Annotated in this window: 29 protein-coding genes, 2 tRNA genes and 1 other RNA gene; 11 read left to right on the forward strand and 21 right to left on the reverse strand. The window is 68.6% G+C overall.

What is annotated here, in order from left to right; all coding sequences use genetic code 11:
* Nucleotides 1–205: 205 nt before the first annotated feature.
* From fabF to LA521A_RS12355, 7 genes are all read right to left on the reverse strand, one after another.
* Nucleotides 206–1,447, reverse strand: a complete 1,242-nt coding sequence (gene fabF, locus LA521A_RS12325) for a beta-ketoacyl-ACP synthase II (RefSeq protein WP_281779188.1) — start codon at nucleotides 1,445–1,447, stop codon at nucleotides 206–208.
* A 165-nt stretch (nucleotides 1,448–1,612) separates the two neighbouring features.
* Nucleotides 1,613–1,852: an acyl carrier protein gene (acpP, locus tag LA521A_RS12330; RefSeq protein ID WP_031373652.1), complete on the reverse strand. Its 240-nt coding sequence runs from the start codon at nucleotides 1,850–1,852 to the stop codon at nucleotides 1,613–1,615.
* Between the two features lie 130 nt (nucleotides 1,853–1,982).
* Nucleotides 1,983–2,726, reverse strand: a complete 744-nt coding sequence (gene fabG, locus LA521A_RS12335) for a 3-oxoacyl-ACP reductase FabG (protein WP_281779189.1) — start codon at nucleotides 2,724–2,726, stop codon at nucleotides 1,983–1,985.
* Nucleotides 2,727–2,820: 94 nt separating this feature from the next.
* Nucleotides 2,821–3,705: an ACP S-malonyltransferase gene (fabD, locus tag LA521A_RS12340; RefSeq protein WP_425494598.1), complete on the reverse strand. Its 885-nt coding sequence runs from the start codon at nucleotides 3,703–3,705 to the stop codon at nucleotides 2,821–2,823.
* A gap of 550 nt (nucleotides 3,706–4,255) precedes the next feature.
* A complete protein-coding gene (locus tag LA521A_RS12345) occupies nucleotides 4,256–5,236 on the reverse strand; it encodes a beta-ketoacyl-ACP synthase III (RefSeq protein ID WP_281779191.1) in 981 nt (326 codons plus the stop codon).
* 207 nt (nucleotides 5,237–5,443) lie between these two features.
* Nucleotides 5,444–5,638, reverse strand: a complete 195-nt coding sequence (gene rpmF / locus LA521A_RS12350; protein WP_115842959.1) for a 50S ribosomal protein L32 — start codon at nucleotides 5,636–5,638, stop codon at nucleotides 5,444–5,446.
* Between the two features lie 18 nt (nucleotides 5,639–5,656).
* The gene (locus LA521A_RS12355; RefSeq protein WP_281779192.1) at nucleotides 5,657–6,175 is read right to left on the reverse strand and encodes a YceD family protein; all 519 of its coding nucleotides are present in this window, start codon (nucleotides 6,173–6,175) and stop codon (nucleotides 5,657–5,659) included.
* A 149-nt stretch (nucleotides 6,176–6,324) separates the two neighbouring features.
* Here LA521A_RS12355 and LA521A_RS12360 point away from each other — a divergent pair, with 149 nt between their 5' ends.
* A complete protein-coding gene (locus LA521A_RS12360; protein WP_281779193.1) occupies nucleotides 6,325–6,684 on the forward strand; it encodes a hypothetical protein in 360 nt (119 codons plus the stop codon).
* Nucleotides 6,681–7,265 (forward strand): Maf family protein, encoded by a 585-nt coding sequence (locus tag LA521A_RS12365; RefSeq protein WP_281779194.1) that lies wholly within the window; start codon nucleotides 6,681–6,683, stop codon nucleotides 7,263–7,265. Before LA521A_RS12360 ends, LA521A_RS12365 begins: the two co-directional genes overlap by 4 nt.
* Nucleotides 7,266–7,268: 3 nt before the next feature.
* Here the strand turns inward: LA521A_RS12365 and LA521A_RS12370 are convergent, their stop codons facing one another.
* Nucleotides 7,269–9,113, reverse strand: coding sequence for an ArnT family glycosyltransferase (locus LA521A_RS12370; protein WP_281779195.1), 1,845 nt, complete (start codon nucleotides 9,111–9,113; stop codon nucleotides 7,269–7,271).
* Nucleotides 9,114–9,255: 142 nt separating this feature from the next.
* On the opposite strand from LA521A_RS12370, the gene LA521A_RS12375 reads away from it, so the two are divergent.
* The 4 genes from LA521A_RS12375 to LA521A_RS12390 are packed head-to-tail and all read left to right on the forward strand — an operon-like array spanning nucleotide 9,256 to nucleotide 13,638.
* Nucleotides 9,256–10,209 carry an AAA family ATPase gene (locus LA521A_RS12375; protein ID WP_281779196.1) on the forward strand — a complete coding sequence of 318 codons (954 nt, stop codon included), beginning with the start codon at nucleotides 9,256–9,258 and terminating at the stop codon, nucleotides 10,207–10,209.
* 33 nt (nucleotides 10,210–10,242) lie between these two features.
* On the forward strand, nucleotides 10,243–11,193 hold the full coding sequence (locus tag LA521A_RS12380; protein ID WP_425494599.1) for a DUF58 domain-containing protein: 951 nt from the start codon (nucleotides 10,243–10,245) through the stop codon (nucleotides 11,191–11,193).
* Complete coding sequence (locus tag LA521A_RS12385) at nucleotides 11,186–13,156, forward strand: transglutaminase TgpA family protein (RefSeq protein WP_281779197.1); 1,971 nt, start codon at nucleotides 11,186–11,188, stop codon at nucleotides 13,154–13,156. Before LA521A_RS12380 ends, LA521A_RS12385 begins: the two co-directional genes overlap by 8 nt.
* A complete protein-coding gene (locus LA521A_RS12390; RefSeq protein ID WP_281779198.1) occupies nucleotides 13,153–13,638 on the forward strand; it encodes a Slp family lipoprotein in 486 nt (161 codons plus the stop codon). Before LA521A_RS12385 ends, LA521A_RS12390 begins: the two co-directional genes overlap by 4 nt.
* Before the next feature lie 87 nt (nucleotides 13,639–13,725).
* Here the strand turns inward: LA521A_RS12390 and LA521A_RS12395 are convergent, their stop codons facing one another.
* From LA521A_RS12395 to dnaX, 4 genes are all read right to left on the reverse strand, one after another.
* Complete coding sequence (locus LA521A_RS12395) at nucleotides 13,726–14,076, reverse strand: histidine triad nucleotide-binding protein (protein ID WP_281779199.1); 351 nt, start codon at nucleotides 14,074–14,076, stop codon at nucleotides 13,726–13,728.
* Between the two features lie 57 nt (nucleotides 14,077–14,133).
* Nucleotides 14,134–14,733: a recombination mediator RecR gene (gene recR / locus LA521A_RS12400; protein ID WP_281779200.1), complete on the reverse strand. Its 600-nt coding sequence runs from the start codon at nucleotides 14,731–14,733 to the stop codon at nucleotides 14,134–14,136.
* A gap of 73 nt (nucleotides 14,734–14,806) precedes the next feature.
* On the reverse strand, nucleotides 14,807–15,127 hold the full coding sequence (locus LA521A_RS12405; RefSeq protein ID WP_281779201.1) for a YbaB/EbfC family nucleoid-associated protein: 321 nt from the start codon (nucleotides 15,125–15,127) through the stop codon (nucleotides 14,807–14,809).
* Nucleotides 15,128–15,184: 57 nt separating this feature from the next.
* On the reverse strand, nucleotides 15,185–17,092 hold the full coding sequence (dnaX, locus tag LA521A_RS12410) for a DNA polymerase III subunit gamma/tau (protein ID WP_281779202.1): 1,908 nt from the start codon (nucleotides 17,090–17,092) through the stop codon (nucleotides 15,185–15,187).
* Nucleotides 17,093–17,237: 145 nt separating this feature from the next.
* Here dnaX and LA521A_RS12415 point away from each other — a divergent pair.
* Together LA521A_RS12415 and ffs are read left to right on the forward strand one after the other, a co-directional pair.
* Nucleotides 17,238–17,330 (forward strand) — tRNA-Ser (locus tag LA521A_RS12415).
* Nucleotides 17,331–17,386: 56 nt separating this feature from the next.
* Nucleotides 17,387–17,483, forward strand: an RNA gene (gene ffs / locus LA521A_RS12420) — signal recognition particle sRNA small type.
* Nucleotides 17,484–17,982: 499 nt separating this feature from the next.
* On the opposite strand, the gene LA521A_RS12425 is transcribed toward ffs, so the two are convergent.
* The 7 genes from LA521A_RS12425 to LA521A_RS12455 all read right to left on the reverse strand — a co-directional run bounded on the left by LA521A_RS12425 (nucleotide 17,983) and on the right by LA521A_RS12455 (nucleotide 22,881).
* Nucleotides 17,983–18,990: a YVTN family beta-propeller repeat protein gene (locus tag LA521A_RS12425; RefSeq protein WP_281779203.1), complete on the reverse strand. Its 1,008-nt coding sequence runs from the start codon at nucleotides 18,988–18,990 to the stop codon at nucleotides 17,983–17,985.
* Nucleotides 18,991–19,005: 15 nt separating this feature from the next.
* On the reverse strand, nucleotides 19,006–19,431 hold the full coding sequence (locus LA521A_RS12430) for a molybdenum cofactor biosynthesis protein MoaE (RefSeq protein ID WP_281779204.1): 426 nt from the start codon (nucleotides 19,429–19,431) through the stop codon (nucleotides 19,006–19,008).
* A 62-nt stretch (nucleotides 19,432–19,493) separates the two neighbouring features.
* Nucleotides 19,494–19,736, reverse strand: a complete 243-nt coding sequence (locus tag LA521A_RS12435; RefSeq protein WP_281779205.1) for a MoaD/ThiS family protein — start codon at nucleotides 19,734–19,736, stop codon at nucleotides 19,494–19,496.
* Nucleotides 19,733–20,221 carry a cyclic pyranopterin monophosphate synthase MoaC gene (gene moaC, locus LA521A_RS12440; protein ID WP_281779206.1) on the reverse strand — a complete coding sequence of 163 codons (489 nt, stop codon included), beginning with the start codon at nucleotides 20,219–20,221 and terminating at the stop codon, nucleotides 19,733–19,735. Before moaC ends, LA521A_RS12435 begins: the two co-directional genes overlap by 4 nt.
* A gap of 119 nt (nucleotides 20,222–20,340) precedes the next feature.
* Entirely contained in the window at nucleotides 20,341–21,375 is a 1,035-nt protein-coding gene (gene moaA, locus LA521A_RS12445; protein WP_281779207.1) for a GTP 3',8-cyclase MoaA, read from the reverse strand.
* On the reverse strand, nucleotides 21,372–22,130 hold the full coding sequence (locus LA521A_RS12450; RefSeq protein WP_281779208.1) for an MBL fold metallo-hydrolase: 759 nt from the start codon (nucleotides 22,128–22,130) through the stop codon (nucleotides 21,372–21,374). The genes moaA and LA521A_RS12450 overlap by 4 nt, the downstream gene beginning before the upstream one ends.
* Nucleotide 22,131: 1 nt before the next feature.
* Entirely contained in the window at nucleotides 22,132–22,881 is a 750-nt protein-coding gene (locus LA521A_RS12455) for a 3-deoxy-D-manno-octulosonic acid kinase (protein WP_281779209.1), read from the reverse strand.
* Between the two features lie 22 nt (nucleotides 22,882–22,903).
* Between LA521A_RS12455 and LA521A_RS12460 the strand changes: the two genes are divergently transcribed.
* Nucleotides 22,904–24,007, forward strand: a complete 1,104-nt coding sequence (locus LA521A_RS12460; protein ID WP_281779210.1) for a glycosyltransferase family 9 protein — start codon at nucleotides 22,904–22,906, stop codon at nucleotides 24,005–24,007.
* On the forward strand, nucleotides 24,007–24,357 hold the full coding sequence (locus LA521A_RS12465) for a hypothetical protein (protein ID WP_281779211.1): 351 nt from the start codon (nucleotides 24,007–24,009) through the stop codon (nucleotides 24,355–24,357). Before LA521A_RS12460 ends, LA521A_RS12465 begins: the two co-directional genes overlap by 1 nt.
* A 72-nt stretch (nucleotides 24,358–24,429) precedes the next feature.
* Here LA521A_RS12465 and LA521A_RS12470 read toward each other — a convergent pair whose 3' ends face one another.
* Nucleotides 24,430–24,837 carry a DUF6165 family protein gene (locus tag LA521A_RS12470; protein ID WP_281779212.1) on the reverse strand — a complete coding sequence of 136 codons (408 nt, stop codon included), beginning with the start codon at nucleotides 24,835–24,837 and terminating at the stop codon, nucleotides 24,430–24,432.
* A 112-nt stretch (nucleotides 24,838–24,949) separates the two neighbouring features.
* Nucleotides 24,950–25,040, reverse strand: a tRNA-Ser gene (locus LA521A_RS12475).
* 199 nt (nucleotides 25,041–25,239) lie between these two features.
* Here LA521A_RS12475 and LA521A_RS12480 point away from each other — a divergent pair.
* Nucleotides 25,240–25,944 carry a PP2C family protein-serine/threonine phosphatase gene (locus tag LA521A_RS12480; RefSeq protein ID WP_281779213.1) on the forward strand — a complete coding sequence of 235 codons (705 nt, stop codon included), beginning with the start codon at nucleotides 25,240–25,242 and terminating at the stop codon, nucleotides 25,942–25,944.
* Nucleotides 25,945–26,041 lie beyond the last annotated feature (97 nt).

A 26,041-nucleotide genomic window follows, 5' to 3' on the forward strand; every position in this document is an offset into this window, starting at 1 on the left:
TCACGTCTTCTGGAGTAACCGCAGCTCTTCGGGGGTACGCACTGCGGGCGCGTTCGTGCTCCTGATAGGCGACGAGCCTGTGCCCCGGCTTTCGCGAAGATGACGGCCAGTGACCGGCGGTCGGCGAATCTCCCTTCGCTGGAATCCGAAAACGAAAATCCCCGCCGAAGCGGGGATCTTCATGACGCACTGAACGCGGTTCCGATCAGACGCGCTTGAACACCAGCGTGCCGTTCGTACCGCCGAAACCGAAACCGTTCGACATCGCGACATCGATATTCTTCTCGCGCGCCACGTTCGGCACGTAGTCCAGATCGCAGCCCTCGCCTGCTTCGAACAGGTTGATCGTCGGCGGGATGATGCCGTGGTGCAGCGCGAGCACGGAGAAGATGGCCTCCACGCCGCCGGCCGCGCCGAGCAGGTGGCCGGTCATCGACTTGGTCGACGACACCATCGTCTTGTACGCGTGGTCGCCCAGCGCGCGCTTGATGGCGAGCGTTTCGGCGAGGTCGCCCAGCGGCGTCGAGGTGCCGTGCGCGTTGAGGTACTCGACCTGGTCCGGGTTGATCCCCGCGTCCTTCATGGCCGCGGCCATGCAGCGTGCAGGGCCTTCGCCGTTCTCGCTCGGTGCCGTCATGTGGAAGGCGTCGGAGCTGGCGCCGAAACCGGCGAGCTCGCAATAGATGCGGGCGCCGCGGGCCTTCGCGCGTTCGTACTCTTCCAGCACCAGGATGCCGGCGCCGTCGCCGAGCACGAAGCCGTCACGGTCCTTGTCCCACGGACGCGACGCATGCGTCGGATCGTCGTTGCGCGTGGACATCGCCTTCATCGAGCAGAAACCCGCGACCGAGGTCGGCGAGGAACCGCGCTCCGCACCGCCGGCGACCATCACGTCCGCATCGCCGTACTGGATCATGCGCATCGCCATGCCGATGGAATGGTTGGCGGTGGCGCAGGCCGAAACGGCGGAGAAGTTCGGGCCCTTGATGCCGGTGAGCAGCGACACCTGGCCGGGCAGCATGTTGATGATCGTGCTGGGCACGTAGAACGGCGACACCTTGCGCGGGCCGCCGTCGTGGTACTTCACGGTCTGTTCTTCGATGCCGAGCAGGCCGCCGATGCCGGAGCCGATCAGCGCGCCGATGCGCTCGGCATTGGACTCGTCGACCGTGAGGTCGGCGTCCTTCATCGCCATGAGCGAGGCGGCGACGCCGTAGTGGATGAACTCCTCCATCTTCTTGGCGTCCTTCGGGTTCACCCACTGGGTGATGTCGAAGTTGCGCACTTCGCCCGCGATGCGCGTGGTGAAGTTGGAGGCGTCGAAATGGGTGATCGGGCCGATGCCGGAGCGACCGTTGACGATGCCGTCCCAGGTGCTGGCGACGTCGTTGCCCAGCGGCGACACAGCGCCCAGGCCGGTCACGACTACGCGTCGGTTGTTGGACATGAAACACTCCGTCTGACACTACGCCGGCGTATAGACCGGCTGATAAGACACGGGGCCGCTATATGCGGCCCCGGTCTGATTTTCCTGACGTACCAGGCGCCGAAGCTCGGCGTTGGTTTTGCAGGCGTCGGCCCATTGGCCGGCGCCCGCCAAGCGAATGGCCGCTCAGCTCTTGACGTGAGCCTTCACGTAGTCGATCGCCTGCTGCACCGAGGTGATCTTCTCGGCCTCTTCGTCCGGGATCTCGCACTCGAACTCTTCTTCGAGCGCCATCACCAGCTCGACGGTGTCGAGCGAGTCCGCGCCGAGGTCGTCGACGAACGAAGCGTTGTTGGTGACTTCTTCTTCCTTAACGCCAAGCTGTTCGACCACGATCTTCTTGACGCGTTCTTCGATGCTGCTCATGGGTTCTCACTCCTCCCGGGACGGGATATTCGACGGAATAGTCTAATTGAATAAAGGACGATCGCGAGCATACGCGAAAGCCCTTTGGGTTCAAGCGGTTACAGCTGAAACAGTGACCGGCCGAGGCCGCTCACGGCATGTACATGCCGCCATTGACGTGCAGGGTCTCGCCGGTGATGTACGCAGCGGACGGCCCCGCCAGGAAGGCGACCGCGCGGGCGATGTCCGCCGGCTCACCGAAGCGGCCCAGCGCGATCTGCCCCAGCATCGCGTTCTTGGCATCCTCGGGCAGCGCCTTGGTCATGTCGGTGTCGATGAAGCCCGGCGCCACCACGTTGACGGTGATGTTGCGGCTGCCGATTTCCTTTGCAAGCGACTTGCTGAAGGCGATGATGCCGGCCTTCGCCGCCGCGTAGTTGGCCTGGCCGGCGTTTCCGGTCACGCCGATCACCGAGGCGATGTTGATGATGCGGCCCTTGCGCGCCTTCATCATCGAACGCATCACCGCCTTGCTGGTGCGGTAGACGCTGGTGAGGTTGGTGTCGAGGATCGCCTGCCAGTCCTCGTCCTTCATGCGCATCAGCAGATTGTCACGCGTGATGCCGGCATTGTTGACGAGGATGGAGATCGGGCCGATCTCCTTGCCGATGCCTTCGATCAGCGCTTCCACCGATGATGCATCGCTCACGTCGAGCACGCGGCCATGGCCGCCGTGCGCGGCGAGTCGCTCGCCGATCGCGCTCGCGCCGCCCTCGGACGTCGCCGTGCCGATCACGGTGGCGCCCTGCGCAGCCAGTTCGTCGGCGATCGCCGCGCCGATGCCGCGACTGGCGCCGGTCACCAGGGCGATTTCACCTTTCAGGAGCTGGGTCATTGATGTCTCCAAAGTAAGGGCTCACGGGATGCAGCCGGCACGGCTCGCATCCAGGCGGCGAATCACGCGGATCCGCGCGCCCGCAAACCGATGATCATGTCCAGTCGCCGAGCGCGGCTTCGAAATCGCCGACGGCGCCGATCGCGCGTGCGTCGATGCCCTTGTCGATGCGCTTGATCAGCCCGGCCAGCACCTTGCCGGGGCCGCATTCGGCGATGCGCGACGTGCCCTTCCCCGCCAGCGCCTGGACACAACCGGTCCACTGCACCGGCAGGTAGAGCTGTCGGACGAGCGCGTCGCGGATCGCATCGACGCTGTCATGCACGCGCGCATCGACGTTCTGCACGACGGGCCGATCCGGCATGCGCCAGGACAAGCCCGCCATCGCCTCGGCAAGACGGTTCGCGGCTTCTCGCATGAGCGGCGTATGCGAGGGCACGCTGACGGCAAGCTTCACCGCCTTGCGCACGCCGCGTTCGCCGAGCAGCGCCAGCGCCTTGTCCACCGCGGCCGCGTGACCGCCAATGACGATCTGGCCCGGTGAATTGAAGTTCGCGGGAACGACGACCTCGGCACCGGAAACCGCTTCGCAGACTTCCTGCACCAGCGCGTCTTCCGCGCCCAGCACGGCGGCCATCGCGCCGATGCCGGCCGGAGCGGCATCCTGCATCAGCTGGCCACGCAGGCGGACCAGATGCGCGCCATCGGTCAGCGAAAGCGCACCCGCGGCGACCAGTGCCGTGTACTCGCCCAGGCTGTGCCCCGCCAGAAGCGCCGGCGAACGACCGCCCTGCGCGTTCCACGCACGCCATACCGCGATGCCCGCGGCGAGCAGCGCCGGCTGGGTGTACTCGGTGCGGTTGAGCATTTCTTCCGGGCCGCCTTGGCTCAGCGCCCACAAATCGACATCGGCCCCGTCGCTGGCTTCGGCGAAGGTCTCGCGCACGATGGGGTGGAGCTCGGCCAATTCGGCGAGCATGCCAACCGACTGGGAACCCTGGCCCGGAAATACGAAGGCCAGCGATGCGTCGTGGGCGGTGGAATCGGTCACGCGGCGGGGGTCCCTGCGAAAAGAGTGCGCATGATACGAGCCTTTGCTCTAGTGCGTCTGTACCGGGTCGTATTGAAGACCGGATGCGTTGCGGAACTGTGAAGGCGTGCGGTATGGCGCGGTCGGCGCATGATGCGGGTAGGTGTTCCGTATCGACGCGGGAATGAGTCCGCCCGGAGGCGGAAGCAAAGCAAGGTGCTGCCTCCCGATCGCGTTCCACGTCTCCCGTTCATCGACGGCCGGCCCGTTCCTGTTGATGCGCTCAAGCATGCAGGCTCGATCCGCCACAGCGAATCGCGTAACGCCTCGATGCACGGTAGGGCTTCCGCTCGATGCAAGGTCAGACGCTGCGGCATGGTGGCAACCTGCGCCGCAGTATCGGATTCGCATTGAAGCGATGGCCGTGCGACAGCAGGCATCGCACAAACAAAAACGCCTCCGCGTCGAGCGGAGGCGTCATGTTTTACGGCGCTGAAAGTCAGTAGCGCAGCAGCGCCGAGCCCCAGGTGAAGCCGCCGCCGAATGCCTCCAGCAGCACGAGCTGGCCGCGCTGCACTTTGCCGGAGCGCACGGCTTCATCGAGTGCGAGCGGCACCGAACCGGACGAGGTATTGCCGTGCTTGTCCACGGTGACGACGACGCGATCCATCGGCATGTCCAGGCGCTTGGCCGTGGCTTCGATGATGCGCAGGTTGGCCTGGTGCGGGATCAGCCAGTCGATGTCGTGACGATCCAGGCCGTTGGCCTCGAGCGTTTCCTCGACCACCGAATCCAGCGCCTTCACCGCATGCTTGAAGACTTCGTTGCCGGTCATCAGCACGCGCACGCCGGCGTTGTGTTCTTCCGGCTTGAAACCGATCGACACGCCGACCGGATTCCACAGCAGTTCCTTCTTGCCGCCATCGGCGTGCATGTGGGTGCTGAGGATGCCGGTTTCGGTATCGGCCTTGAGCACGACCGCGCCGGCGCCGTCGCCGAACAGCACGCAGGTGGAGCGATCGCTCCAGTCGAGCATGCGCGTGAGCGTTTCCGCGCCGACGACGAGCACGGTCTTGGCCGCGCCCGAACGGATGAACTTGTCGGCCACCGTCAGCGCGTAGACGAAGCCCGTGCAGGCGGCGTTGACGTCGAACGCGGGGCAGCCGTTGGCGCCGAGCCGATGCTGGAGCAGGCACGCGGTCGAGGGAAAGATGAGGTCAGGCGTGGTGGTGCCGACGACGATCAGATCGAGTTCCGTCGCGTCGATGCCGGCGGCTTCCAGCGCGCGGACGGAAGCGTGGTACGCCAGATCGCTCGTGGTCTCGCCTTCAGCGGCGATGTGGCGCTCGCGGATACCCGTACGGGCCGCGATCCATTCGTCGCTGGTATCGACGATCTTCGCGAGGTCGTCGTTGGTCAGCACCTTCTCGGGAAGGTAGCTGCCGGTTCCCGCGATGCGGGAATAAATCTGTTGCGTCATCGCCACTCCGCTGCACAGCCGTGATGGCCCTGTCGGGCACTTGCCGGGAACCGTCGGCGGAGCCGACGGAAGCGTACCGCCGCTACCCTCGAATCGGGGTCGCCACCACGGGCCACGCTGCGTCGCGGGGCCTTGCGGCGGCGGACAGCGGCCCGGCGGCGTCCGCGCACGTCAGGCGACGGGCGCGGGCGGCGGTGGGCGAAGAGATTACTCTTCGTCCGCAACCTTGGACTTGGTGTCGATCACCTTCTTGCCGCGGTAGTAGCCGTCGGCGGTGACGTGGTGACGCAGGTGGGTCTCGCCCGTGGTCGGGTCGGTGGCCAGCTGCTTGGCGGACAGCGCGTCGTGCGAACGACGCATGCCACGCTTGGACGGGGAAACGCGGGACTTCTGGACAGCCATGGTCTTGCTCCAAAAAAACTAGTTCGAATGTTTCTTCAATGCCGACAACGCAGCGAATGGATTCGCGCGCTCCGGCTCCGGACCTGCTTCAGGTGCGGGCCAGTCGCCTTCCACCGCTTCCGTGCCGGGCATGATCGGCACGACCGGAACGGCGAGGATGAGTTCGTCCTCGACCAGTTCGACGGTCCGCAGCTGGCCGTTTTCGGGCACCAGCAGCGGCTCGTATCCGGGCGGCAGCGCAGCTTCGTCCGCTTCGTCGCGAATGAGGCCGAGCCGCTGCACGATGTTCACCGGCAACAGGAATCGCTGCAGGCTGCGCTGACAGGTCAGCGGCAGCTCGGCATCGATACGCAGTTCGACATAAGGCACCTTCAGCGAGTCGCGATCGAAATCGAGCGCGAATCGCACCTCGCCCTGGGTGTCGACCAGGCTGTCCCGCAGCCGCGTCAGCGCCGACAACGGCACGCGGCCTTCCACGCCGCGCCGCGCCGCCACCATGCGCCAAGCATCAAGAATCTCGGGCAGGTCCGCTGACATAAGCTGCGGAATGTTAGAGATCGCCCCGGTTCGTGTCAAACCTGAACCCGACGGGGCAAGCGGGGCCAGTTCACGGTTCCGCGCCGGCGCATTTGCCGGCCGCCGGGAGGGCCTTCACACTGGAGGCCTTCCGACTCCAGCGCACGACCGTGACCATCGCCCTGCTCCTGCTGCTGTCCGCCCTGGTGATCGCGGTACTGGCGTATTCCCGCTCCCGACCCAGCCGGCGCGATCGCGCGATGCGCGACGTCCTGGATGCCGCCGACGCACTGGAAGCCCAGCTGCGCGTGGCGCGGGCCGAAATCGAAGCGGTCACCGGCGGGGACGGCGACGACCCGGTCGGCGAGGCGATGCGCGAGATGCTCCGCCAGCGGCTTTGGCTGCGGGACCACGGCCCGGACGCCAGCCTCGCCCAGCTCGACGAGGTGCGCAGCTCCATCGACGCCGCCCGCGGCCGGATCGACCAGCAATTGTCGCGGATCGCGCAGGCCCGCGCACCGGCCGCATGAACGCGCCGCAACGGCTGATCCTGGCGTCGACTTCGATCTATCGGCGCGAGCTCCTGGGCCGTCTGCGCCTGCCGTTCGATACCGAGCGCCCCGGCACGGACGAGACCCCTCTTCCCGACGAAGCGCCCGAGGCGCTGGCCCGTCGCCTCGCCCGGGCGAAGGCGGCCGACGTGGCGGCGCGGCATCCGGGCGCTTGGGTGATCGGCTCCGATCAGGTCGCCGAATGCGGTGGCCGCGCCCTCGGCAAGCCCGGCGCTCACGACGCCGCCAAGGCGCAGCTGGCGTCGATGTCCGGCCAGGCGGTGCGGTTCCACACCGGGCTGTGCGTGATGCGCGATGGCGGGCCGGTGTTCGAGGCCATGGACCGCACCGTTGTCCGGCTCCGGGTGCTGGGGGACGAGGAGATCGACCGCTACCTGCACGCCGAGCAGCCCTACGACTGCGCGGGCAGTTTCAAGTCCGAAGGGCTGGGAATCGCGCTGTTCGAGGCGATCGAGAACCGCGACCCAACCGCGCTCGTCGGCCTGCCGCTGATCGCCACGGCGACGCTGCTGCGCGAGGCTGGCTTCCGCCTGCCCTGAGCGTCATTGCGTCAGTTCGATCGGCTGCTCGGCCAAGGTTTCGACGCTCCCATCCCGGCCCGTCAGGCGCAGCCCCAGCCAGTGCCGGCCCGGTGCGATGTCGCGATCGCCCAGATCCACGTGGGCATCGAAGCCCACGCGCGGATGCTGCGGATCGCTCGACACGGGCCAGACGCGCTGCAAGCCGGGGAAGTCGCGGCCGTAATCCGCGCGACCGACGACCTTGCCGTCCAGCGTGACCTCGACGCCCGACAGCCCGACGCCATCCTTGAACGCCCAGCCGCGTACGTCGAATCGACGCCCGACGCGCGCGTCGGCGACGGGCGCGTCGACCCATGCCATCGACGGCGTCGTGCACGGACCGGACGTCGCGTCGCCCGTCAGTGCGAAGAGCAGGAAGCGCTGGCGCCCGTGGTCGATGTTGAGCACTTCCGGCGGCGGCAGCGGCCCGACCATGTCGCACAGCACGTGATAGCGATCGAGCAGGTCGCGGTACTTCACCTCGGTGGCGCCGACGACCAGCAGCACCGGCGCGCTACCCCACTCGCTGCGTCCGGCGGTCTGCAGATCCCATAGACGCAGCTGCGGCGCACGGCCGTGCTTGAGGTTGATCGGGTGGTCGAGCACCGGGATGCGCGGGTCGCCGAGCGCGAAGCCGAGTTCGGCCCCGATCTTGAAGTTGTCGGCGACCACGCGCGTGCCTTCGGGCATCGCGTCGAGCCGCGCGCGCACCGCGTCGGCCAGCGTTCCCCACCCGGCGAAGTTGGCCGGATACCACTTCTCCGCCGCGCTCGCTTCGCGCCACTTCGCGTTCGACACGGCGACGTAGTACCCCAGGTTCGCCACCAGGCCGATGCCCGCCAGCCACAGTGTCGCCAGCCGCCATGCGCGCGGCCACGTCGCGAGCACCGCCGGCACCAACGGCAGCAGCGCGAGGTAGCCCGGCAAGGGCCAGTGGAAACTGACGCGTTCGGTGTCGGCGAAGAAGCCCAGCGCGAAGAACCCCACCACCACGCCCGAACCGAGCAGCGCGAAGTAACGCGACACGGTCGATCCGCACGTGAGGCTGCGGCGGGCCGCGACCGCCATCGCCGCGAACAGCAGCGGCGTGGCCAGCAACGCCTGGATGCCGATGAAGAGGATGCCGTCGACATGGAAGGACCACGGGTGGCGATCGACCAGCTGGAAGCGCAATCCCGCGTCGGCGTTGTCCAGATTCCACGCCACCAGCGGCGCCCATGCGGACGCACCGAACGCGATGGCGACCATCACGCGGATGTCGCGCAGCGCGCGGCGGCCTTCGGGCAGCATCAGCAACGCGACGAACCCCACGACGATCACCGCGATGAAGCGGTAATGGCACAGCGCACCCAGCGCGAGGCCGAAGGCGAGTTCGAGCGCGGTCGGCGCATCGACCTGCCGCAGCAGGCGCGCACCCGCGTCCAGGCACAGCAGCGTCGCCAGCGCCATCGCGGCGTCGGGAAGCGCCATCAGGCCGAGTCCGCCCGCGAGCGGCAGCAGCAGCGCGAGCAGGCCGGCCTGCCAGCCGGCCTTCGCGCCGAACTCGCGTGCGGTCACGTGCACCATCAGCCACGGCACCGCGGCGCCAATGAGCAGGAACGGCAAACGCAGTGCGAACATCCCCTCGCCCAGCGAAACGCCAAGACGCGTCAGCCAGGCGGTCAGGCCGGGAAGATCCGAATAGGCCGCGGCCGGATGCCGGCCTTCCTGCCAGTAGAAAGCTTCGTCCACGAACAGCGGCAGGCGCGCGGCGATGAGCAGCTTGATCGCCAGAACCGAGACCCAGAGCACCCAAAAGGCACGTCGCGCCTGCACTGCATCCCGCATCCGTTCGTGACCTCGCTACACTCGGGAAAGATGGGTGGCCCCGGCAGGATCGACGCGCCGGCAGCCTCGCGGAGGGGGAGGTCCGTCGGCGATTCGCCGACCCGCGCGGCGCACCACTGAAACATTCCAGGAGACACGCACGATGGCGGTATCCCTTTCGACGGCGGCCATGCTAACCGATGGCCTTCGCGCATCCCTCGACCGCGCGCAGACACAGGTCAATGCCCTGGTGCTGGGCAAGCAGCAGGAAGTGCGCATGGCGTTCGTCGCGCTGCTTGCCGGCGGCCACGTGCTGATCGAGGACCTGCCGGGCCTGGGCAAGACGACGCTGGCGCATGCGCTTGCCGCCACGCTCGGCCTGGACTTCCAGCGCGTGCAGTTCACTTCCGACCTGCTGCCGGCCGACGTCGTCGGCGTGTCGGTGTTCGATCCCCAGACGCGGCAGTTCCAGTTCCACGCCGGCCCCGTGTTCACGCAGGTGCTGCTCGCCGACGAGATCAACCGCGCGCCGCCGCGCACGCAGAGCGCGCTGCTGGAAGCGATGGCCGAATACCAGGTCACCGTCGACGGCACGACGCACCGGCTGCCGGAGCCGTTCTTCGTGATCGCGACGCAGAACCCGGTGGACCTGTCGGGCACGTATCCGCTGCCCGATTCGCAGCTCGACCGCTTCCTGCTGCGCCTGAGCCTGGGCTATCCCGGCGAGGCGGCCGAGCGCGACCTGCTCGCCGGCACGGATCGTCGCGACCTCATCGCACGCGCGACGCCGCAGTTGAGTGCGCCCGACGTGCTCGCCGCGCGCCAGGCGGTGCTGGACGTCCACGCGAGCGAGGCGCTGATCGCCTACGTGCAGGCGCTGCTGGCGCGCAGCCGCCGGCACCCGGGCGTACGCGTGGGCCTGTCGCCGCGCGCGGGGCTCGCGCTGTTGCGCGCTGCGCGTGCGTACGCGTTGCTGCTCGGTCGCGCGCACGTGCTCCCGGAAGACGTTCAGGCGCTGTTCCCCGCCGTTGCGGCGCATCGACTGGTGGCCGAGGTCGATGCGGGCAAGGACGCGGCGCTTGCGAAGGCGATCCTGCACGCGGTGCCGGTGGACTGATCCATGCCGGTCGCCGCTGCACGGCGCCTGTACCTGCGCGCCCATGCCATCGCGATGGTGTTCACGCGTCCGCGCGATCCCGAGCCGCTGCCCGCGCGCCTTCACCGGCGCCGCATCTACGTGCTGCCCACGCGATTCGGCCTGTTCTACGCGTTCGCGCTGCTGACGATGCTGCTGGGCGCGCTCAACTACAACAACAATCCCGCGTTGCTGCTGGGCCTGCTCCTGGGCGGCGCGGGACTGGCGAGCCTGGTCGCGGCGCAGATGCAGTTGTCCGACCTGCAGCTCATCGCCGCCGACGCCGAGCCCGTCGCCGCCGGCATGCCGCTCGAACTTCGGCTGCACGCACGCGCCGATCCCGGCCGCACGCGTCGCGGGTTGCGCCTGGACGATGACGGCACCTTCGACGCCGAGCCGTCCGTGCTCAATCTCGACAAGGGCGTCGGCGACGCGCAACTGCTGTTGCCGACGCAGACGCGCGGATGGTTCGACGTGCCCAAGCTGCGACTGTCGACCACGCGCCCGCTCGGCCTCGCGCGCGCATGGGCGTACGTGTGGCCCGAAACGCCGCTGCTGGTGTACCCCACGCCCGAGCCGCACGGACCGCCGCTGCCCGGCGGCCATGGCGAGAGTGCGCAGGCGCGGCTGCATCCTGCCGGCGACGATGTGCACCACCTGCGTGGCTACCGCGCGGGCGATGCGCCGCGCGCCATCGCCTGGAAGTCGTCCGCGCGCCGCGACGCGCTGATCGTGCGCGAATTCGAACAGCCGCTGGGGTCGGAAATCGTGCTCGACTGGCAGGCCACGGCCGGCATTCCGTACGAGGGACGCATCGCCCGACTTGCACGCTGGGTCGACGAAGCCGAACGCGAAGGCCGCCGCTTCAGATTGCGCCTTCCCGGACAGGCGCCGCTGGGGCCCGATCGCGGTCCGCTGCACCGCCACGCCTGCCTGCGCGCGCTCGCGCTGATGCCGCATGTCTAAACGCGCCCCGTTGCAGCTTGACGACCGCACCCGCCGCTGGACGCTGTGGAGCACCGGCGCCTGCCTGCTGCCCCTGCTGCTGCAATTGCCGCCGCAGCTCGCCGCTGGCATCGCGGCCAGCGCGATCGGCGTCACCGCGCTCTCCTGGCGCCGGCCGATGCCGGGCCTGCTGCGCCTGCTGATTTCGCTCGCGCTGATCGCACTCGTGCTCGTGTTGAGCCGGTTCGCGATCGGTCGCGACACCGGCTGCGCGCTGCTCGCGGCGATGCTCGCGATCAAGCCCTCGGAAACCTTCACCCTGCGCGATGGCCGCAGCCTGATGGGCTTCGCGCTGTTCGCGCCGTTCGCGACGTTCCTGCTCGACCAGGGGCCGCTGTCGCTGACGCTCGGCCTCACCGCCGTCCTGCTGGTGCTGGCGACGTTGCAACGCATGGCGGAGCTGGAATCCGGCGACGTCAAACCCGTCGGGCCGCGCAAGCGCCTGACCGGCGTGGGACGCCTCGTCGCCGTCGGGCTGCCGATCGCGCTGGCCGCATTCTGGCTGTTTCCGCGCGTGGCCTCGCCGATGTGGGGCATTCCCGAGCGTGCGATGGCGCGCACGGGACTGTCGGACAGCATGAGTCCGGGCGACTGGCTCGACCTGATGGCCGACGACACGCCGGCGCTGCGCGTGCGTTTCTTCGGCGCGACGCCGCCCACCTCGCAGATGTACTGGCGCGGACCGGTGTTCTGGGAATTCGACGGCCGCACCTGGACGCAACCGCGCTGGCGCCCGGGCCAGGCGCATACGCTCGTCGAGCCGGGCGCCGTGCGCTGGGATTACGAGATGGAGGTCGAGGCGACCGACTCACGCATGCTGGTCGCGCTCGATCTGCCGCTGGAAGAGCCGCGCGGCACCTACCTCAATCCCGACCACGCGCTGCAGACGTTCCGGCCGCTGACCGCGATCAGCCGATGGCGCATGCAATCGGCTCCGCCCGCGCGTTACGAAGCCGACCTGTCGCCCGCCGCGCGCCGCTATGCGCTGGGGCTGCCGGAGGGTTTCAACCCGCGCACCGTCGCCCTCGCCCGCCAGTGGCGCGCGGAAGCCGGTGCCAGGAACGACGCGGCGATCGTCGACCGCGCCCTGCAATGGATCCGCCGCGATTTCGCCTACACGCTCGAAACGCCGCTGCTCGGCCGCCACAGCGTGGACGAATTCCTGTTCGACCAGAAAGCCGGTTTCTGCGAACACTTCAGCTCGTCGTTCGTCGTGCTGATGCGCGCGGCCGGGATTCCGTCCCGCGTGGTGACGGGATACGCCGGCGGCTACCGCAACCCGCTCGGCGACTATTGGCTGGTGCGGCGCTCCGACGCGCACGCCTGGGCCGAAGTGTGGTTGCGCGGACGCGGCTGGGTGCGCGTGGACCCGACCGCCGCCGTCGCGCCGGAGCGCATCTACGACACGCTGCAGACGGGCGACTTCGGCGCCACGGGCCTGCAGGGCGTGCGCTCGCTGTTCGATGTCACCGACTGGGTGCGCCGCGGCTGGAACGACTTCGTCGTCTCCTTCGATGCCCAGCGCCAGGAGCGCCTGCTCAGCCCGCTGGGCGTGGATCGCCTGGACCCGCGCACCCTCATCGCGATGCTCGTCGGGGCAATGGCGATCGGCCTGTTGTGGATGGTCTGGTTCAGCCGTCGAAGCGAGCGCGAACGCGACCCGGTCCTTCGCGCGTGGCATCGCCTGGCGCGCCGCTATGGGCGGTTCGGACTGGAGCGCGCGCCCAGCGAAACCGCATCGGGCTGGGTGTCGCGCGTCGCCGCCGCCCGGCCGGACCTGGCCGCGGAGCTGGGGATGCTCAGCCAACGTTTCAGCGATTGGCGGTACGCTGATGCCCAAACGGGGGGACGCTCGGCCCGCGCCTTGGTCAAGGCGCTGCGCGCGCATCGCCCGCCCGCGACTTCTCCAGGAGAACGCCGATGAACGTCCGTCTCGCCCTGCTCGCCCTCGGCGCTGCGCTCTTGAGCGCGTGCGCATCGGCGCCCCAACCGCTGCAAGGCGCGTACAACCCGATCACCCCGCGCGAGGCAGCGGCGTCCGACTCCACCGGCGCAACGGTGCGCTGGGGCGGCCGCATCGTCAGCGTCGAGCCGCAGCCCAATCGCACCTGCTTCGAGATGATCTCCACCAACCTCAACGAGTCGGCGCGCCCGTACTGGGGCAGCGACGACACGGGGGGCCGCTTCCTGGCCTGCCGCACCGGCTTCTACGATCCGGCGGTGTTCGAGAAGAACCGCGAAGTGACTTTCATCGGCCGCATTGCCGGATACGAGAACCGTCGCATCGGCGAATACGACTACCGCTTCCCGCGCGTGGATGCCGACGTCGTCTACCTGTGGCCCGTACGCGAAACCGTGGACGTGGTGCAGTACCCGGCGCCGTGGCCGTGGTGGGGTTGGTGGTGATTCGTGATTCGTGATTTCGAGCATTGAACATGAGAAGGCCCGCGGATGCGGGCCTTTTCATGTTCGTCGATCGCGATCGACATCGACTCAGCGCGGCGTGCCGAAGCGTCCCAGCTGGGCGCCCGCGAGCAGGTGCAGGTGGATCTGGAACACCGTCTGCCCGCCGTTGCCGTTGCAGTTCATGACGATGCGGTAGCCGTCTTCGGCAAATCCTTCGCGCTTGGCGTATTCGGCCGCCGCGTGCGCAAGGCGTCCGACGATCGCCGCCTGGTCTTGCTTCAGGTCGTTGAGCGTGGCGATGTCGGTCTTCGGCACGAACAGCACGTGCACCGGCGCTTGCGGCGCGATGTCGCGGAACGCGATGAGGTGGTCGTCCTCGTAGACGACGTCGGCCGGGATCTCGCGGCGGATGATCTTGTGGAAGATGGTCTCGGACATGGGGCGCGCTCGTTGCGGGGCGAATCGCGATGATGCCGCAATCGCCGCGAACGCGCCCTACTCCGACACCTCGGTGCGGCTGCCGAACGCGTGCGACAGCGTGCCGCGATCCACGTATTCCAGTTCGCCGCCGAGCGGGACGCCGTGCGCGAGTCGGCTCGGCCGCACGCCGTGCTGGCGCGCGAGCTGGGCGAGGTAATGCGCCGTCGCCTCGCCTTCCACGGTGGGATTGGTGGCGATGATCAGCTCCTGCACTTCGCCCTCAGCCAGCCGCGCGGCGAGCGTATCCAGGCCGAGTTCGCGCGGGCCGATGCCATCCAGCGGCGACAGGCGCCCCTGCAGCACGAAGTAGAGGCCGCGATAACCCGTGGCCTGTTCGATCGCGAGCCGGTCCGCCGGGGATTCCACCGCGCACAGCTGGTGCGCGTCGCGCGATGCGCTGGCGCAGGTGGCGCACACCGGTGTTTCGCTGAAGTCGCGACAGCGCGCGCAATGCCCGATCTTTTCCACCGCTTCGGCGAGCGCGACCGACAGCCGCTGGCCGCCCGCGCGCTCGCGTTCGAGCAGGTGGTAGGCCATGCGCTGTGCGGATTTCTGACCGACGCCCGGCAGCACGCGCAGGGCGTCGATCAGTTGTTCAAGCAGGGAGGAGGTCATGCGGTTGGCGCGTCGCCGGCGTTGCGATGCACGGCCACGCCGGAGCGGGCCGGCGCGGCGGCGACGCGTGTCGTCAGAACGGCATCTTCATGCCTGGCGGCATCGGCATGCCGGCGGTGGCGGCGGACATCTTCGCCTGCGATTCGGCATTGACCTTGTTGACGGCGTCGTTGAAGGCGGCGGCGATCAGGTCCTCGGCCATCTCGGGGTCGGTCATCACGCTCGGATCGATGCGCACCTTGCGGCATTCCATGCGACCGGTGATGGTCACGCTGACCATGCCGCCGCCGGCATTGCCGGTGACTTCCAGCTTGCCGAGTTCTTCCTGGGCGCGCTGGACGTTTTCCTGCATTTTCTGCGCCTGCTGCATCAGTTGGGCGATGTTTCCACGCATGTTCGTTCTCGTGTTCCAGTGGGGGCGTTGTGCCGCGCTCGTGCGAGCGCGACGGGGTCAATTCTCGTCGTACGGACGGATCGAATCCGGCACGACCTTGGCGCCGTACTGCGAGATCAGCCGCTGCACGTCGGGATCGTTCATGAAGGCGGTTTCGGCATTGGCCTGGCGTTCGTCGCGCGCGCGTTCGTTGCGTTCGCGCAGCGATTCGGCCGGCTGCGCGCTCTCCGTAAAGCGGATCTGCGGCGTCACGCCGAGCGCCGGCGCGAGCGCTTCGGCAACGGCGTTCACCGTCATCGCATTGCTGCGAAGCAGATCATCGGCCGGCGTGAGGGACAGGCTCAGCACGCCATCGGCGTAGCCGACGAAACCGGCGTGCTCGGCGAGCACGCGCGCCGGGCCGCGCAGGGTCGAATTGGCGACCAGCGAATGCCAGGCGTCCGCATCGGCGATGCCCGCGTCGTGGACGAAGCCGGGGCGCGGGGCCGGCGCGGCGTCCTGGCTCGGCGCGCTGTGAACGGGCGCGCTTTGAACCGGCGCGGCGCCCTGGACCGGGACAACAGGCGCGGCTGCCGGCGCAGGCGCCCGGACGGGCTCGGCCGGCTTGGCCGGGGCTTCGATCGCCCACGGCGGCGTGTCGTCGATCGACGGGGCGGCCTGTGTCGGACGCGGCGGCGGCGCGGCCTCGCGCACGGGCGGCGCCTCACGCGGCGGCGCCGGTCGTGCCGGCGTCGCATCGGTAAACGGATTCGGCGGCGGCATGCGCGGGGTCGGGGCCGACGCAGCGGGTGCGGCGGACGCGGCGCTGCGCACCGGCTCGCGATTTGCGCCGGACGGCGGCGTCGCGGCGCGTGCGCCGTCGCCGTCGGCCGGGCGGAACGCGAGCATGCGCAGCAGGCTCATCTCGAACCCGGCGCGCGGGCTCGGCGCCAGTGCGAGGTCGCGACGGCCGTTGAGCGCCATCTGGTACCACAGCTGTACCACTTCCGGGCGCAGCTTCGCGGCGAGCGCGTCGACGTCCACGCCATCGGCCTCGACTTCGGCGCCCGGCACGAGCTGGCGCACCTGCACGCGATGCAACGCGTCGCTGAAGGCGTCCAGCACGCCGCCCCATTCGGGCGAGAACTCGGCCAGCGTGCCGACTTCGGCCAGCAGCCGTTCGCCGTCGCCTTCGGCCAGCGCGCCCAGCAGCGCGCCCACGCGCGTGCGATCGACCGTGCCGAGCATTGCCGCGACGCCGGCGTCGGCCAGCACACCGCCGTCGGCGCCCGCGCTCGCACCCGTATAGGCGATGGCCTGGTCGAGCAGCGACAGGCCGTCGCGCAGGCTGCCATCGGCGGCCTTGGCCAGCTGGCGGATCGCGCCGGGCTCGGCGGGAATGCCCTCGGCTTCGAGGATCCGCGTCATCTGCCCGTTGATCTGCTGCTCGTCCAGCCGCTTCAGGTTGAACTGCAGGCAGCGCGACAGCACGGTCACGGGCAGCTTCTGCGGATCGGTCGTCGCCAGCAGGAACTTCACGTGGCCCGGCGGCTCTTCCAGCGTCTTCAGCAGCGCGTTGAACGCCGACTTGGACAGCATGTGCACTTCGTCGATCAGGTAGACCTTCACCCGACCGCGGCTGGGCATGTACTGCGCGTTGTCGATGACCTCGCGGACGTCGTCCACGCCGGTGTTGCTGGCGGCGTCGATCTCGAGCAGGTCGATGAACCGGCCGGCGTCGATGTCGCGACAGGCCGCGCATTCACCGCAGGGTTCGGCCGAGGTGCCGCGCTCGCAGTTGAGCGACTTGGCGAAGATGCGGGCGATGGTGGTCTTGCCGACGCCGCGCGTTCCGGTGAACAGGAAGGCGTGGTGGACGCGGCCCGTGTCGAGCGCGTTGCTGAGCGCGCGGACCACGTGCTCCTGCCCGACCAGCTCGGCGAAGCGCTTCGGACGCCACTTACGGGCGAGGACAAGATAGGACATGCCCTCATTCTGCCACGCCGCATCGCGCCGGCTGCGACCGCGACGGCGTCGCTTGTCCATACCGGGCCTGGCGGCTAGAATTCACGGCCCTGGAGTGCACCCTGAGCTGGCCAAGCGCCGCGTTCAGGCCCCTCCCGGAAAAAACGGAGAGGTGTCCGAGTGGTTGAAGGAGCACGCCTGGAAAGTGTGTAAGCGTCTAAACCGCGCTTCGGGGGTTCGAATCCCCCTCTCTCCGCCAGATTCGAAAAGGCCCCGCTGACGGCGGGGCTTTTGATGCAAGTCTCTATGGTGGCCCCGTCGGCCCCTCGCGACGCTAGGTCGAAAACCCCGCCAGGGCCGGAAGGCAGCAACGGTATCGACTGATGCGGGTGCCGAGGTCAGCCGGCGGGGTCATCGCCACTTCGATGCTTCGCATCTTCAATCCAAGATTTGCGCAGCAAATCTCGGGCCCCGGCTATGTGCTCCCGATCCCGCGCTGCCGCGCGCCCCTTACCAAGGGGCTGTGGCTCCAGACGGGTAACTGCTGTCCCACACAGCACGCGTGCGAGTAGCTGCACCGTCATCCCGGCGCAGGCCGGGACCCAGGCCCACCACGCACGGGCACTCCCCTCAGGGGTCATCCACCTCATCGTCATTCCAGCGAAAGCTGGAACCCACTTTGACGCGCTGCCGCGCGCCCTTTACCAACGGGCTATGGCTTCAGAAGGCCGCGCGGCGACTCCATGGAGACGTCATCCCGGCGAAGGCCGGGATCCAGGCTGATCACGCCTAGGACGCCTCGCGCCAGTACGCGCCTCAGCCAATGCGGTCACCAAACACATCGTCATTCCAGCGAAAGCTGGAACCCACTTTGATCTGCGCGACGACACACGCGGCGAGCGCGCGAATCGCTACTCCACGATCCCCAGCGCGTCCGGTTCGCGCCCGGTCTTCCAGTGGTCGATCACCTTCCACTGCGTCGTGTCGATCACCGCGATCTCGTCGCCGCCGCTGATGGCGGCATACACGCGCGGCTGCGTCGGATCGGCGATGACGCCGATCGGCAAGGCCGCACGGCCCAGCATCGTTTCGCGATACTCCACACCCGGACGCGATAGCGCGACGGTGTGCGCGACTGCGTGTTTGGCGGTGTCGATCACCGAGAGCGTCGCCGCGCGCGCGTTCGTCACCAGCGCATGGCGGCCATCCGCGGCGAAGACGACGCGGATCGGGAAGCCGTCGCTGCCGATCGTGTGCTTGATCGCCAGCGTCTTCGGATCGTGCACGGTCACCGTGCCGGCCTCGCGGTTGCTCACCCACACCTCGCCGGTCGTGGGATGCACGGCGACGCCTTCCGCGCCCGCACCGGCTGCGACCTCATGCGTCTTCGCGCGTGTGGACAGGTCGACGCGGCTCACGGTGCCGGCGTCGATCTTGGTGACGAATGCGGTCTTTCCATCGCCCGACACCGCGACCATGTGGCCGCGGCCGTCGCCGAGGTTGATCGCCTGCTCCACGCGGCCGTTCGCCACGTCGACCAGCAGCAATTTGCGCGAGGCTTCCGTGGTCACCACGGCGCGTCGGCCGTCGGGCAGCAGGCGCATGCCGTGGGGCTTTGCGTTGTCGCCCAGATCGATCGTGCGCGTGCCATCAGGCTTGTCGAACTGCAGCACGGTGATGCTGTGGCCCGGCGTCGCCCCGCCGTAGTTGCTGACGAGCGCGAAGCGGTTGTCGCGGCTCACGACGATCTCGTGCGGCCCTCGCCCGGTCGCAAATTCGCCCACGCGCGAGCCGTCCTTCGTCGACAGACGCCACACGGTGTCGGCCGATTTGTTGCCGACCAGCAGGTCGCCAGCGAGTGCGGGCGTCATCGCGAACATCGCGGCGAGGGACAATGGCAGCACGAGATCGCGGGTCACGGGACTCTCCGGGGTTCAGGGCTTCGAATCGGGATGGAGCCAGCCGGCATCGCCTTCGGCGTAACGCTCGTGCTTCCAGATCGGCACGCGGGCCTTCACCTCGTCGATGACGTAGCGGCAGGCGGCGAAGGCGGCATCGCGATGGGCGGCGCTCACGCCCACCCAGACGGCCATCTCGCCGATGACGAGGTCGCCGACGCGATGCACGCAGCGCACGTCGAGGATGTCGAACTTCGCGCACGCCTCGTCGAGCACCTTCTCGCCTTCGGCCTGCGCGAGCGATTCGTACGCTTCGTACCGAAGGCCCAGTACGTCGCGCCCTTCGTTGTGGTTGCGCACCCAGCCTTCGAAGCTGGCGTAGCCGCCGACGCGATCGTCGAGCAGTTCGGCGCGCAGCGTCGCCGTGTCGATGGGGGTTTGGGCAAGGGAAAAACGGATCATGTCGGGATTCTGGCACCAGGGTGTGCACAAAGGCGTGTCGTGCGATCACGCGAATGCGCGCGTTATCCGCCACTCACCGGCGGGATGAAAGCGATCTCGCTTCCGTCGCGCGCCGTGTCGTTCCATCGTGCGAACGCGCCATCGACCGCGACGCGCAGGCGTTCGACCGGCAGCGCGAAACCATGCCGTTCGCGCAGCGTGGCGTACAGCGCGCGCAGGTCGCCATCGAACTCGACGCGCTCGCTCCCCACGCCGGCCGCATCGCGCAGGCTTGCGAAATACAGCACCGTCACCGTCGCCATCACATCGCTCCGAAATCGTGCTTGCCGCCGCGCTTGCCCAGCAGTTTCGCCGGCCCCAGCACGATCCGGTGCGACAACGCCTTGCACATGTCGTAGACGGTGAGCGCCGCGACGGTGGCGCCGGTCAGCGCTTCCATTTCCACGCCCGTGCGATGCGTCGTCTTCACCGCGCACTCGATGCGCAGCGACGCGTCGCCGTCCCAGTCGATCGCGATGCGGCAGCCGTCGATGGGCAGCGGATGGCAGAACGGAATCAGCTCGTGCGTGCGCTTCACCGCCATGGTGCCGGCGACGATCGCCGTCTCGACGATGCCGCCCTTCGCGCTCTTCAGTCCGCTCGCGCGTAACTGGCGCGCGACATCGGCTGGAAAGCGGACGCGGCATTGCGCGTGCGCTTCGCGCTGCGTGGTCGCTTTCGCGGAGACATCGACCATCGCGGGGCGCCCCTTGGGGTCGATGTGCGTGAGGGTTTTCGCGGACTTCTTCATGCGGGCATTGTGGCGGCCGGAGCTGCGGGATGCACGCCGGCGCCGTCACCAACGACCTCGAAGGGGTGGCGTCCCCGCCCCGGAACGCCCTGCCCGCCCCTGCGTGGCCGGGCGTTCGCTCACCCTCCGATGAGGAACATCTCGACATGCCGGCGCGAAGCACCCGCACCACCGCGCATTTCGCTGTATCGATCCCCACGGCGGGTCCACACGTTCGCGACGCGTTCGCGCAGCGCATCCACGCCCTGCGACAGCGCGGGCCGCAGGTCCTGCCCGTCGCCCGCGAAGAGGCAGGTGTACAGACGCCCGTCGGCGGAAACGCGCGCGCGATGGCAGTCGCCGCAGAACGGCGCGCTCACCGAACTGACGAAGCCCACTTCGCCCTGCCCGTCTTCGAACGCGTAACGCGAGGCCACTTCGCCGCGGTAATTCGCCTCCAGCGCGCGCAGCGGCCAGCGGGCGGCGATGCGATCGCGCAGTTCGGCCGACGGGACGACGCGGTCGCGCGACCAGTCGTTGCAGGTGCCCACGTCCATGAATTCGATGAAACGCACCACGTGGCCGGTGCCGCGGAAGTGCGACACTAGCGGCAGCACCTGGTCGTCGTTGATGCCGCGCTCGACGACGCAGTTGATCTTGATCGACTCGAAACCGGCAGCGCCTGCGGCTTCGATCCCGGCCAGCGCGTCGGCGATCTCGCCCCGTCCGCCGGTCATCTCGCGATAACGCACGGGATCCATCGCGTCCAGGCTGACGGTGATGCGTCCCAGCCCGGCTTCGCGCAGCGCGCGCGCCTGCCCAGCGAGCAGCGAGCCGTTGGTCGTCAGCGCGATGTCGTCCAGGCCGGGGATGCGCGCCAATCGCTGGATCAGCACCGGCAGGTTCTTGCGCAGCAGCGGTTCGCCGCCGGTGAGGCGCAGCTTGTGCACGCCCAGTTGCGCGAAGCCGCGCACCAGCGTTTCGATTTCATCGAACGACAGGCGCGTGGCCGAGTCGAAGCCGTAATCGTCGGGCACGCGATCGGCCGGCATGCAGTACGGGCAACGGAAGTTGCACGCTTCGATCACCGACAAACGCAGATCGCGCAGCGGCCGTCCGCGCACGTCCAGCGGGAACGTGGGCAGGGACGGCATCGGGCTGGAGGCGGCGTTCATGCCGGTTCCGCGCGCACCGACGAGGGTTCATCGAGCGCGACGAGCTGCCCGGGATGCGCCACGCGATAACCGCGCGCGGCGAGGATCTCGCCTTCCTCGCGATTGCCGTAGTGGTACAGCAGGCAGCGCTTGAGCAGCGCGCCGGAGTACTCGCGTTCCAGGTCCTCGATGCCGCTATGCGACGGGTTGCCGTGCAGCGCGCAATCGTGGGCGACGAGTTCGCCGGCATCGGCGTAACGCGCAAGCATTTCCGGGATCGGCCGCGTGTCGCCTGTCCAGACCATGCTGCCGTGCAGGCGCAGGCCGAAGGCGGTCTCGGGCCAGTGATGGCGCGTGGGGAAGACTTCCAGACGTACGCCGTCGTGCCAGAACGAACCGCCGACCGGGATCACCTGAAATGCATCCCAGAAGTTCACGCCGCCCTCTGCCAATGCATTGGGGTAATCGCCCACGCGCTGGTGCAGCAGCGGGACGACCGGCGCCGGCACGTACAGGCGCACGCGTCCGCGGCGGGCTTCGTCGAAATAGCTGGAGACGAACAGGCGCTCGAAACCCGCGACGTGGTCCAGGTGCGTGTGCGTCACGAACAGCGCGCGCGGCATGTCGCCGTAGTACGCCTGGTAGGCGGTGAGGCCTTCGCCGCCGCAGTCGATGGTCAGCCACGGCGCGCCATCGCGCTCGATGGTCGCCATCGCCGAACCGAGTTCGACCGCCGACGCATTGCCGACGCCATGCAGACGCAGTTGCCACGCCATGTCAGTAGCCTCGCTCCCAGGCCCGATCGTACGCCGCGCGCAGACGGGCATAGTCCTTTTCGACGTCCTCGACGTTGCGCTTCCCGCGCAGCTTCAGCAGCGAGCGCTTGAGCCGCGCGAGGTTGCGCTCGCGCCAGCCGGTGGCGGGGATGCGGACGCGACCGCGGTCGAGGTCGATGATCCAGCCTCGCCCGGTGGTGGTGAACAACAGGTTGTGGGCGTTGAGGTCGGCGTGGTCCAGCCCCGCGCGATGAGCCCGCGCGATGAGCCGGCCGGCTTCTTCCCAGGGCGCGCCGTCGCCTGCGACCGCGGCGCGGTCAGCGAGCGAGCGCACGTCGTCCAGGCGCTCCAGCAGGATCGCGGCACGGTAGAACAGGCCGTCGCGCCGGTAGCAGGCGGCGATGGGTCGCGGCACGGGCACGCCCTTTTCGGCCATCGCGCGGGTCAGTCGGAACTCGGCGAAGCTGCGCGTGCTGGCCGCGCCGTGCCACCAGTAACGGTCGCGACTCACTTTCGCGACCATGCCGCCGCGCAGGTAGCGACGCAGCAGGGCCGGGCCGAACGGCGCATCGACGAACCAGGCGCCGCCGCGTCCGCCGCTTTCGACCGGACGCGCGCGCTGCTGCCAGAACGAGGGCATGAACCAGTCCGGGCTTGCTTGCCGCACCCGGTTACGGTCGAACAGAATGGCTCCGTACCCGCTGTCGTCGCGGAACGGCGTCAACTCTTCGGCAGCATCGAACCCCGTCATTGCCCGGAGTCTAGCAATTCACGTGTCCGCTGCCTCCTCCAGCGCGCCTTCCGCGCCCGCCTCGATCTGCCTGCTGCGCCTGTCCGCCCTCGGCGATGCGACCCATGTCGTGCCGCTGGTGCGCACGCTGCAGTCCGCCTGGCCACAGGTCCGGCTGACGTGGGTGATCGGCAAGGGCGAGCACCGCCTTCTCGCCGGACTGCCCGGCGTTGAGTTCATCGAGTACGACAAGAAGACCGGCCTGGCCGGCATGCGGGCACTGCGCGGCGAACTGCGCCTGCGCCTCGGCGCCGCGCAGCGCTTCGACGTCCTGCTGCAACTGCAGGTCGCAGCGCGCGCGAACCTGCTGTCTGCCTTCATTCCCGCACGCCGTCGCGTGGGTTACGACCGCTCACGCTCGAAGGACCTGCACGGGGTGTTCATCAACGAACGCATTCCCGATCGCCCGGGCATCCACGTGCTCGACGCCATCGGCAGTTTCTGCGAACCGCTCGGCCTACGACAGGAGCGCGTCGTGTGGGATCTTCCCGTGCCCGACGACGCCCGCGAATGGGCGCGCGCGCAGTGGCCGCAGGACGATGTGCCGACTTTGCTGGTTTCGCCGTGTTCGAGCCACGAACTGCGCAACTGGCCGGCCGACCGGCTCGCGGCGGTCGCCGACCACGCGGCCGGGCGCGGCTGGCGCGTCGTGTTGTGCGGCGGGCGCAGCGAATTGGAACGTGCGACGGGCGACGCGATCCTCGCCTCGATGACGCATCCGGCGCTGGACCTGATCGGCAAGGACACGCTCAAGCAACTGCCGGCATTGCTGGAACGCGGCCAGCTGGTGATGACGCCCGACTCCGGCCCGATGCACATCGCCAATGCAATGGGCACGAAGGTGCTCGGCCTGCACGCGGCGAGCAATCCCGCGCGCAGCGGCCCGTACAGCGATCGCCGCTACTGCGTCGACCGTTACGACGACGCCGCGCGCAAATACCTGGGGAAACCCGCGTCCGAACTGCGCTGGGGCACGAAGATCGAGCATGCCGGCGTGATGGACCTGATTACCGTCGACGACGCGATCGCCGCGTTCGAGCGCTATCGCGCCGACCACCCGCACGCCTCGTTGCAGGAGACACCGTGATGGCCGCCTGGTTCACCGTCGTCGCGCCGCTGCTGCCGGAGCTCATCCGCGCCGCGCGCCCCATGTTCACCCGCAGCCGCGAGCCGTCGCAGATTCCGCAGCAGATCCGCGAACTGCAGGACGCGGTCGACCACAACGACCAGGCCATCAAGACGCTGGCCGGCGAAATGGAGCAGACGCTGTCGGCGCTGAAGGCGGCATCGGCGCAGCTGGAAGCGACGCTGGTCGATCTTCGGCGCCAGCAGGTCGAACACGAGCGGCGCCTGCACGTGATGCAGTGGGTGACGGGCGTTGCGGCGACCGCGGCGGTGCTGGCGTTCGGCGTGGCGGTGTATGCGCTGACGCGGTGATGGCACCCGGGTGTCCGTCATCCCGGCGGAGGCCGGGACGAGGATGATCGACAGGTCCGCGCTTAGCGGGTCTTACGGCGTGTTGCCCGTCTTGTAGTCCTGGTACGACTTCTCTTCGACGTAGGCCGAGCCCAGCGCGAGGTTGATGTCCTTCTTGATGCGCGCGCGCTCGTCGTTCTCGAAGTAGACGCTGCGGGCCAGACGGACGAACTCCTCGTCGAAGGCCTGCGCCTTCTCCTTGATGCGGATGTCGTCCTCGATGACCCACAGCCGCTCGTTGACGGCCTTCAGGTCCGCGCGCAGGCGGGCGATGTCCTTGCCGGCAGCGGGGTGCGCCATCCACGTCTTCTCCAGCGCGGACAGCTCGTTGCGGACGTTCTCGAGCTTGGCCGGATCGATCATGCGCTCGGACTTGATCTGCAGGATCGCGATCTTGTCGAGCAGTTCGCCAAAGGAGACCGGGACGAGGATTTCGGACATGACGAGGCCGTTCATTCAGGGGACTACAGTGTAGCCGCCCTCTCGCCGGGCTCGCCTTCGTCCATGGCGCACAAAAGAAAACGCCCCCTTGCGGGGGCGTCGTCTTCGTATCTGGCGGAGAGGGAGGGATTCGAACCCTCGGTACGCTATAAACGTACGCCTGATTTCGAGTCAGGTACATTCAACCACTCTGCCACCTCTCCGGGTGCAGTGAGCCGGCAATTCTACGGGCGCGCCGCGGTTCCGGCAAGCGGTCCGCGCATCCGCGTCCGTTCCGCGTCCCCGGCGCTTTGCGAATTCCCGCCGCAACGGCAACCTTAACCGCGCTCCTTGCCACCCGGCCGCCGCGCCCCGATCATTCCGTTACCGCCTGAAAGACCCGACGACCGAATCAACGGACGCATGATCGAATTCGGACACCTTACGCACGTCGGCCTGCGCCGCGAGCTCAACGAGGACACCTACTACGGTGACGGCGAGCTCGGCCTGTGGCTGGTGGCCGACGGCATGGGCGGTCACGAATATGGCGAGGTCGCCAGCGCGCTGGCCCGCGAGACGATCGTGCGGGAGATCCGCGACGGCACGCCGCTCGCGCAGGCGATCCGCATCGCCGACGAGGAAATCATCCGCACCTCCAAGCGCCGCAACGACGCGCTGCCGATGGGGACGACCGTGGTCGCCGCCCGCATCACCGGCAGTCGCTTCGAGGTGGCCTGGGTGGGCGACAGCCGCGTCTACCTGTGGCGCGAAGGCAACCTAGCGCAGTTGTCGCAGGACCACAGCTACGTGCAGGAGCTGATCGCCAACGGCGCCATCACGCAGGAACAGGCGCGCAGCCACCCGCACCGCAACGTCGTCACGCAGGCGCTGGGCGTTACCGACCCACGCAACCTCAACGTCGAAACCATGACCGGCGAGCTCAAGCCCGGCATGCAGCTGCTGCTGTGCAGCGACGGGTTGACGGAGGAGGTGGACGATCGCGGCATCGCGCGCGTGCTGGCGCAGTCGGACTGCAGCGCGCAGGAATGCGTGGACACGCTGGTCGCCGCGGCGCTGGATGGCGGCGGTTCGGACAACGTCACCGTGATCCTGGTGCGGCATCACTGAGCGCAACTACGCGCTCAGACCCTGACGTTCGAGCGCGTCACGAGATCCGCACGGTTACGGCTTTCGCCGGGATGACGGCGCGAGCCACGCCGTCAGC

This window comes from Lysobacter auxotrophicus, assembly GCF_027924565.1.
In the GTDB taxonomy this organism is placed as follows: domain Bacteria; phylum Pseudomonadota; class Gammaproteobacteria; order Xanthomonadales; family Xanthomonadaceae; genus Lysobacter_J; species Lysobacter_J auxotrophicus.

Coding starts and splice junctions, on each gene's coding strand:
- fabF (WP_281779188.1), bottom strand. CDS start 1,447: ATGTCCAACAACCGACGCGTAGTCGTGACCGGCCTGGGCGCTGTGTCG.
- acpP (WP_031373652.1), bottom strand. CDS start 1,852: ATGAGCAGCATCGAAGAACGCGTCAAGAAGATCGTGGTCGAACAGCTT.
- fabG (WP_281779189.1), bottom strand. CDS start 2,726: ATGACCCAGCTCCTGAAAGGTGAAATCGCCCTGGTGACCGGCGCCAGT.
- fabD (WP_425494598.1), bottom strand. CDS start 3,705: ATGCTCGCCGAATTGGCCGAGCTCCACCCCATCGTGCGCGAGACCTTC.
- LA521A_RS12345 (WP_281779191.1), bottom strand. CDS start 5,236: ATGACGCAACAGATTTATTCCCGCATCGCGGGAACCGGCAGCTACCTT.
- rpmF (WP_115842959.1), bottom strand. CDS start 5,638: ATGGCTGTCCAGAAGTCCCGCGTTTCCCCGTCCAAGCGTGGCATGCGT.
- LA521A_RS12355 (WP_281779192.1), bottom strand. CDS start 6,175: ATGTCAGCGGACCTGCCCGAGATTCTTGATGCTTGGCGCATGGTGGCG.
- LA521A_RS12365 (WP_281779194.1), top strand. CDS start 6,681: ATGAACGCGCCGCAACGGCTGATCCTGGCGTCGACTTCGATCTATCGG.
- LA521A_RS12370 (WP_281779195.1), bottom strand. CDS start 9,113: ATGCGGGATGCAGTGCAGGCGCGACGTGCCTTTTGGGTGCTCTGGGTC.
- LA521A_RS12375 (WP_281779196.1), top strand. CDS start 9,256: ATGGCGGTATCCCTTTCGACGGCGGCCATGCTAACCGATGGCCTTCGC.
- LA521A_RS12385 (WP_281779197.1), top strand. CDS start 11,186: ATGTCTAAACGCGCCCCGTTGCAGCTTGACGACCGCACCCGCCGCTGG.
- LA521A_RS12390 (WP_281779198.1), top strand. CDS start 13,153: ATGAACGTCCGTCTCGCCCTGCTCGCCCTCGGCGCTGCGCTCTTGAGC.
- LA521A_RS12395 (WP_281779199.1), bottom strand. CDS start 14,076: ATGTCCGAGACCATCTTCCACAAGATCATCCGCCGCGAGATCCCGGCC.
- recR (WP_281779200.1), bottom strand. CDS start 14,733: ATGACCTCCTCCCTGCTTGAACAACTGATCGACGCCCTGCGCGTGCTG.
- LA521A_RS12405 (WP_281779201.1), bottom strand. CDS start 15,127: ATGCGTGGAAACATCGCCCAACTGATGCAGCAGGCGCAGAAAATGCAG.
- dnaX (WP_281779202.1), bottom strand. CDS start 17,092: ATGTCCTATCTTGTCCTCGCCCGTAAGTGGCGTCCGAAGCGCTTCGCC.
- LA521A_RS12430 (WP_281779204.1), bottom strand. CDS start 19,431: ATGATCCGTTTTTCCCTTGCCCAAACCCCCATCGACACGGCGACGCTG.
- moaC (WP_281779206.1), bottom strand. CDS start 20,221: ATGAAGAAGTCCGCGAAAACCCTCACGCACATCGACCCCAAGGGGCGC.
- moaA (WP_281779207.1), bottom strand. CDS start 21,375: ATGAACGCCGCCTCCAGCCCGATGCCGTCCCTGCCCACGTTCCCGCTG.
- LA521A_RS12450 (WP_281779208.1), bottom strand. CDS start 22,130: ATGGCGTGGCAACTGCGTCTGCATGGCGTCGGCAATGCGTCGGCGGTC.
- LA521A_RS12455 (WP_281779209.1), bottom strand. CDS start 22,881: ATGACGGGGTTCGATGCTGCCGAAGAGTTGACGCCGTTCCGCGACGAC.
- LA521A_RS12465 (WP_281779211.1), top strand. CDS start 24,007: ATGGCCGCCTGGTTCACCGTCGTCGCGCCGCTGCTGCCGGAGCTCATC.
- LA521A_RS12470 (WP_281779212.1), bottom strand. CDS start 24,837: ATGTCCGAAATCCTCGTCCCGGTCTCCTTTGGCGAACTGCTCGACAAG.
- LA521A_RS12480 (WP_281779213.1), top strand. CDS start 25,240: ATGATCGAATTCGGACACCTTACGCACGTCGGCCTGCGCCGCGAGCTC.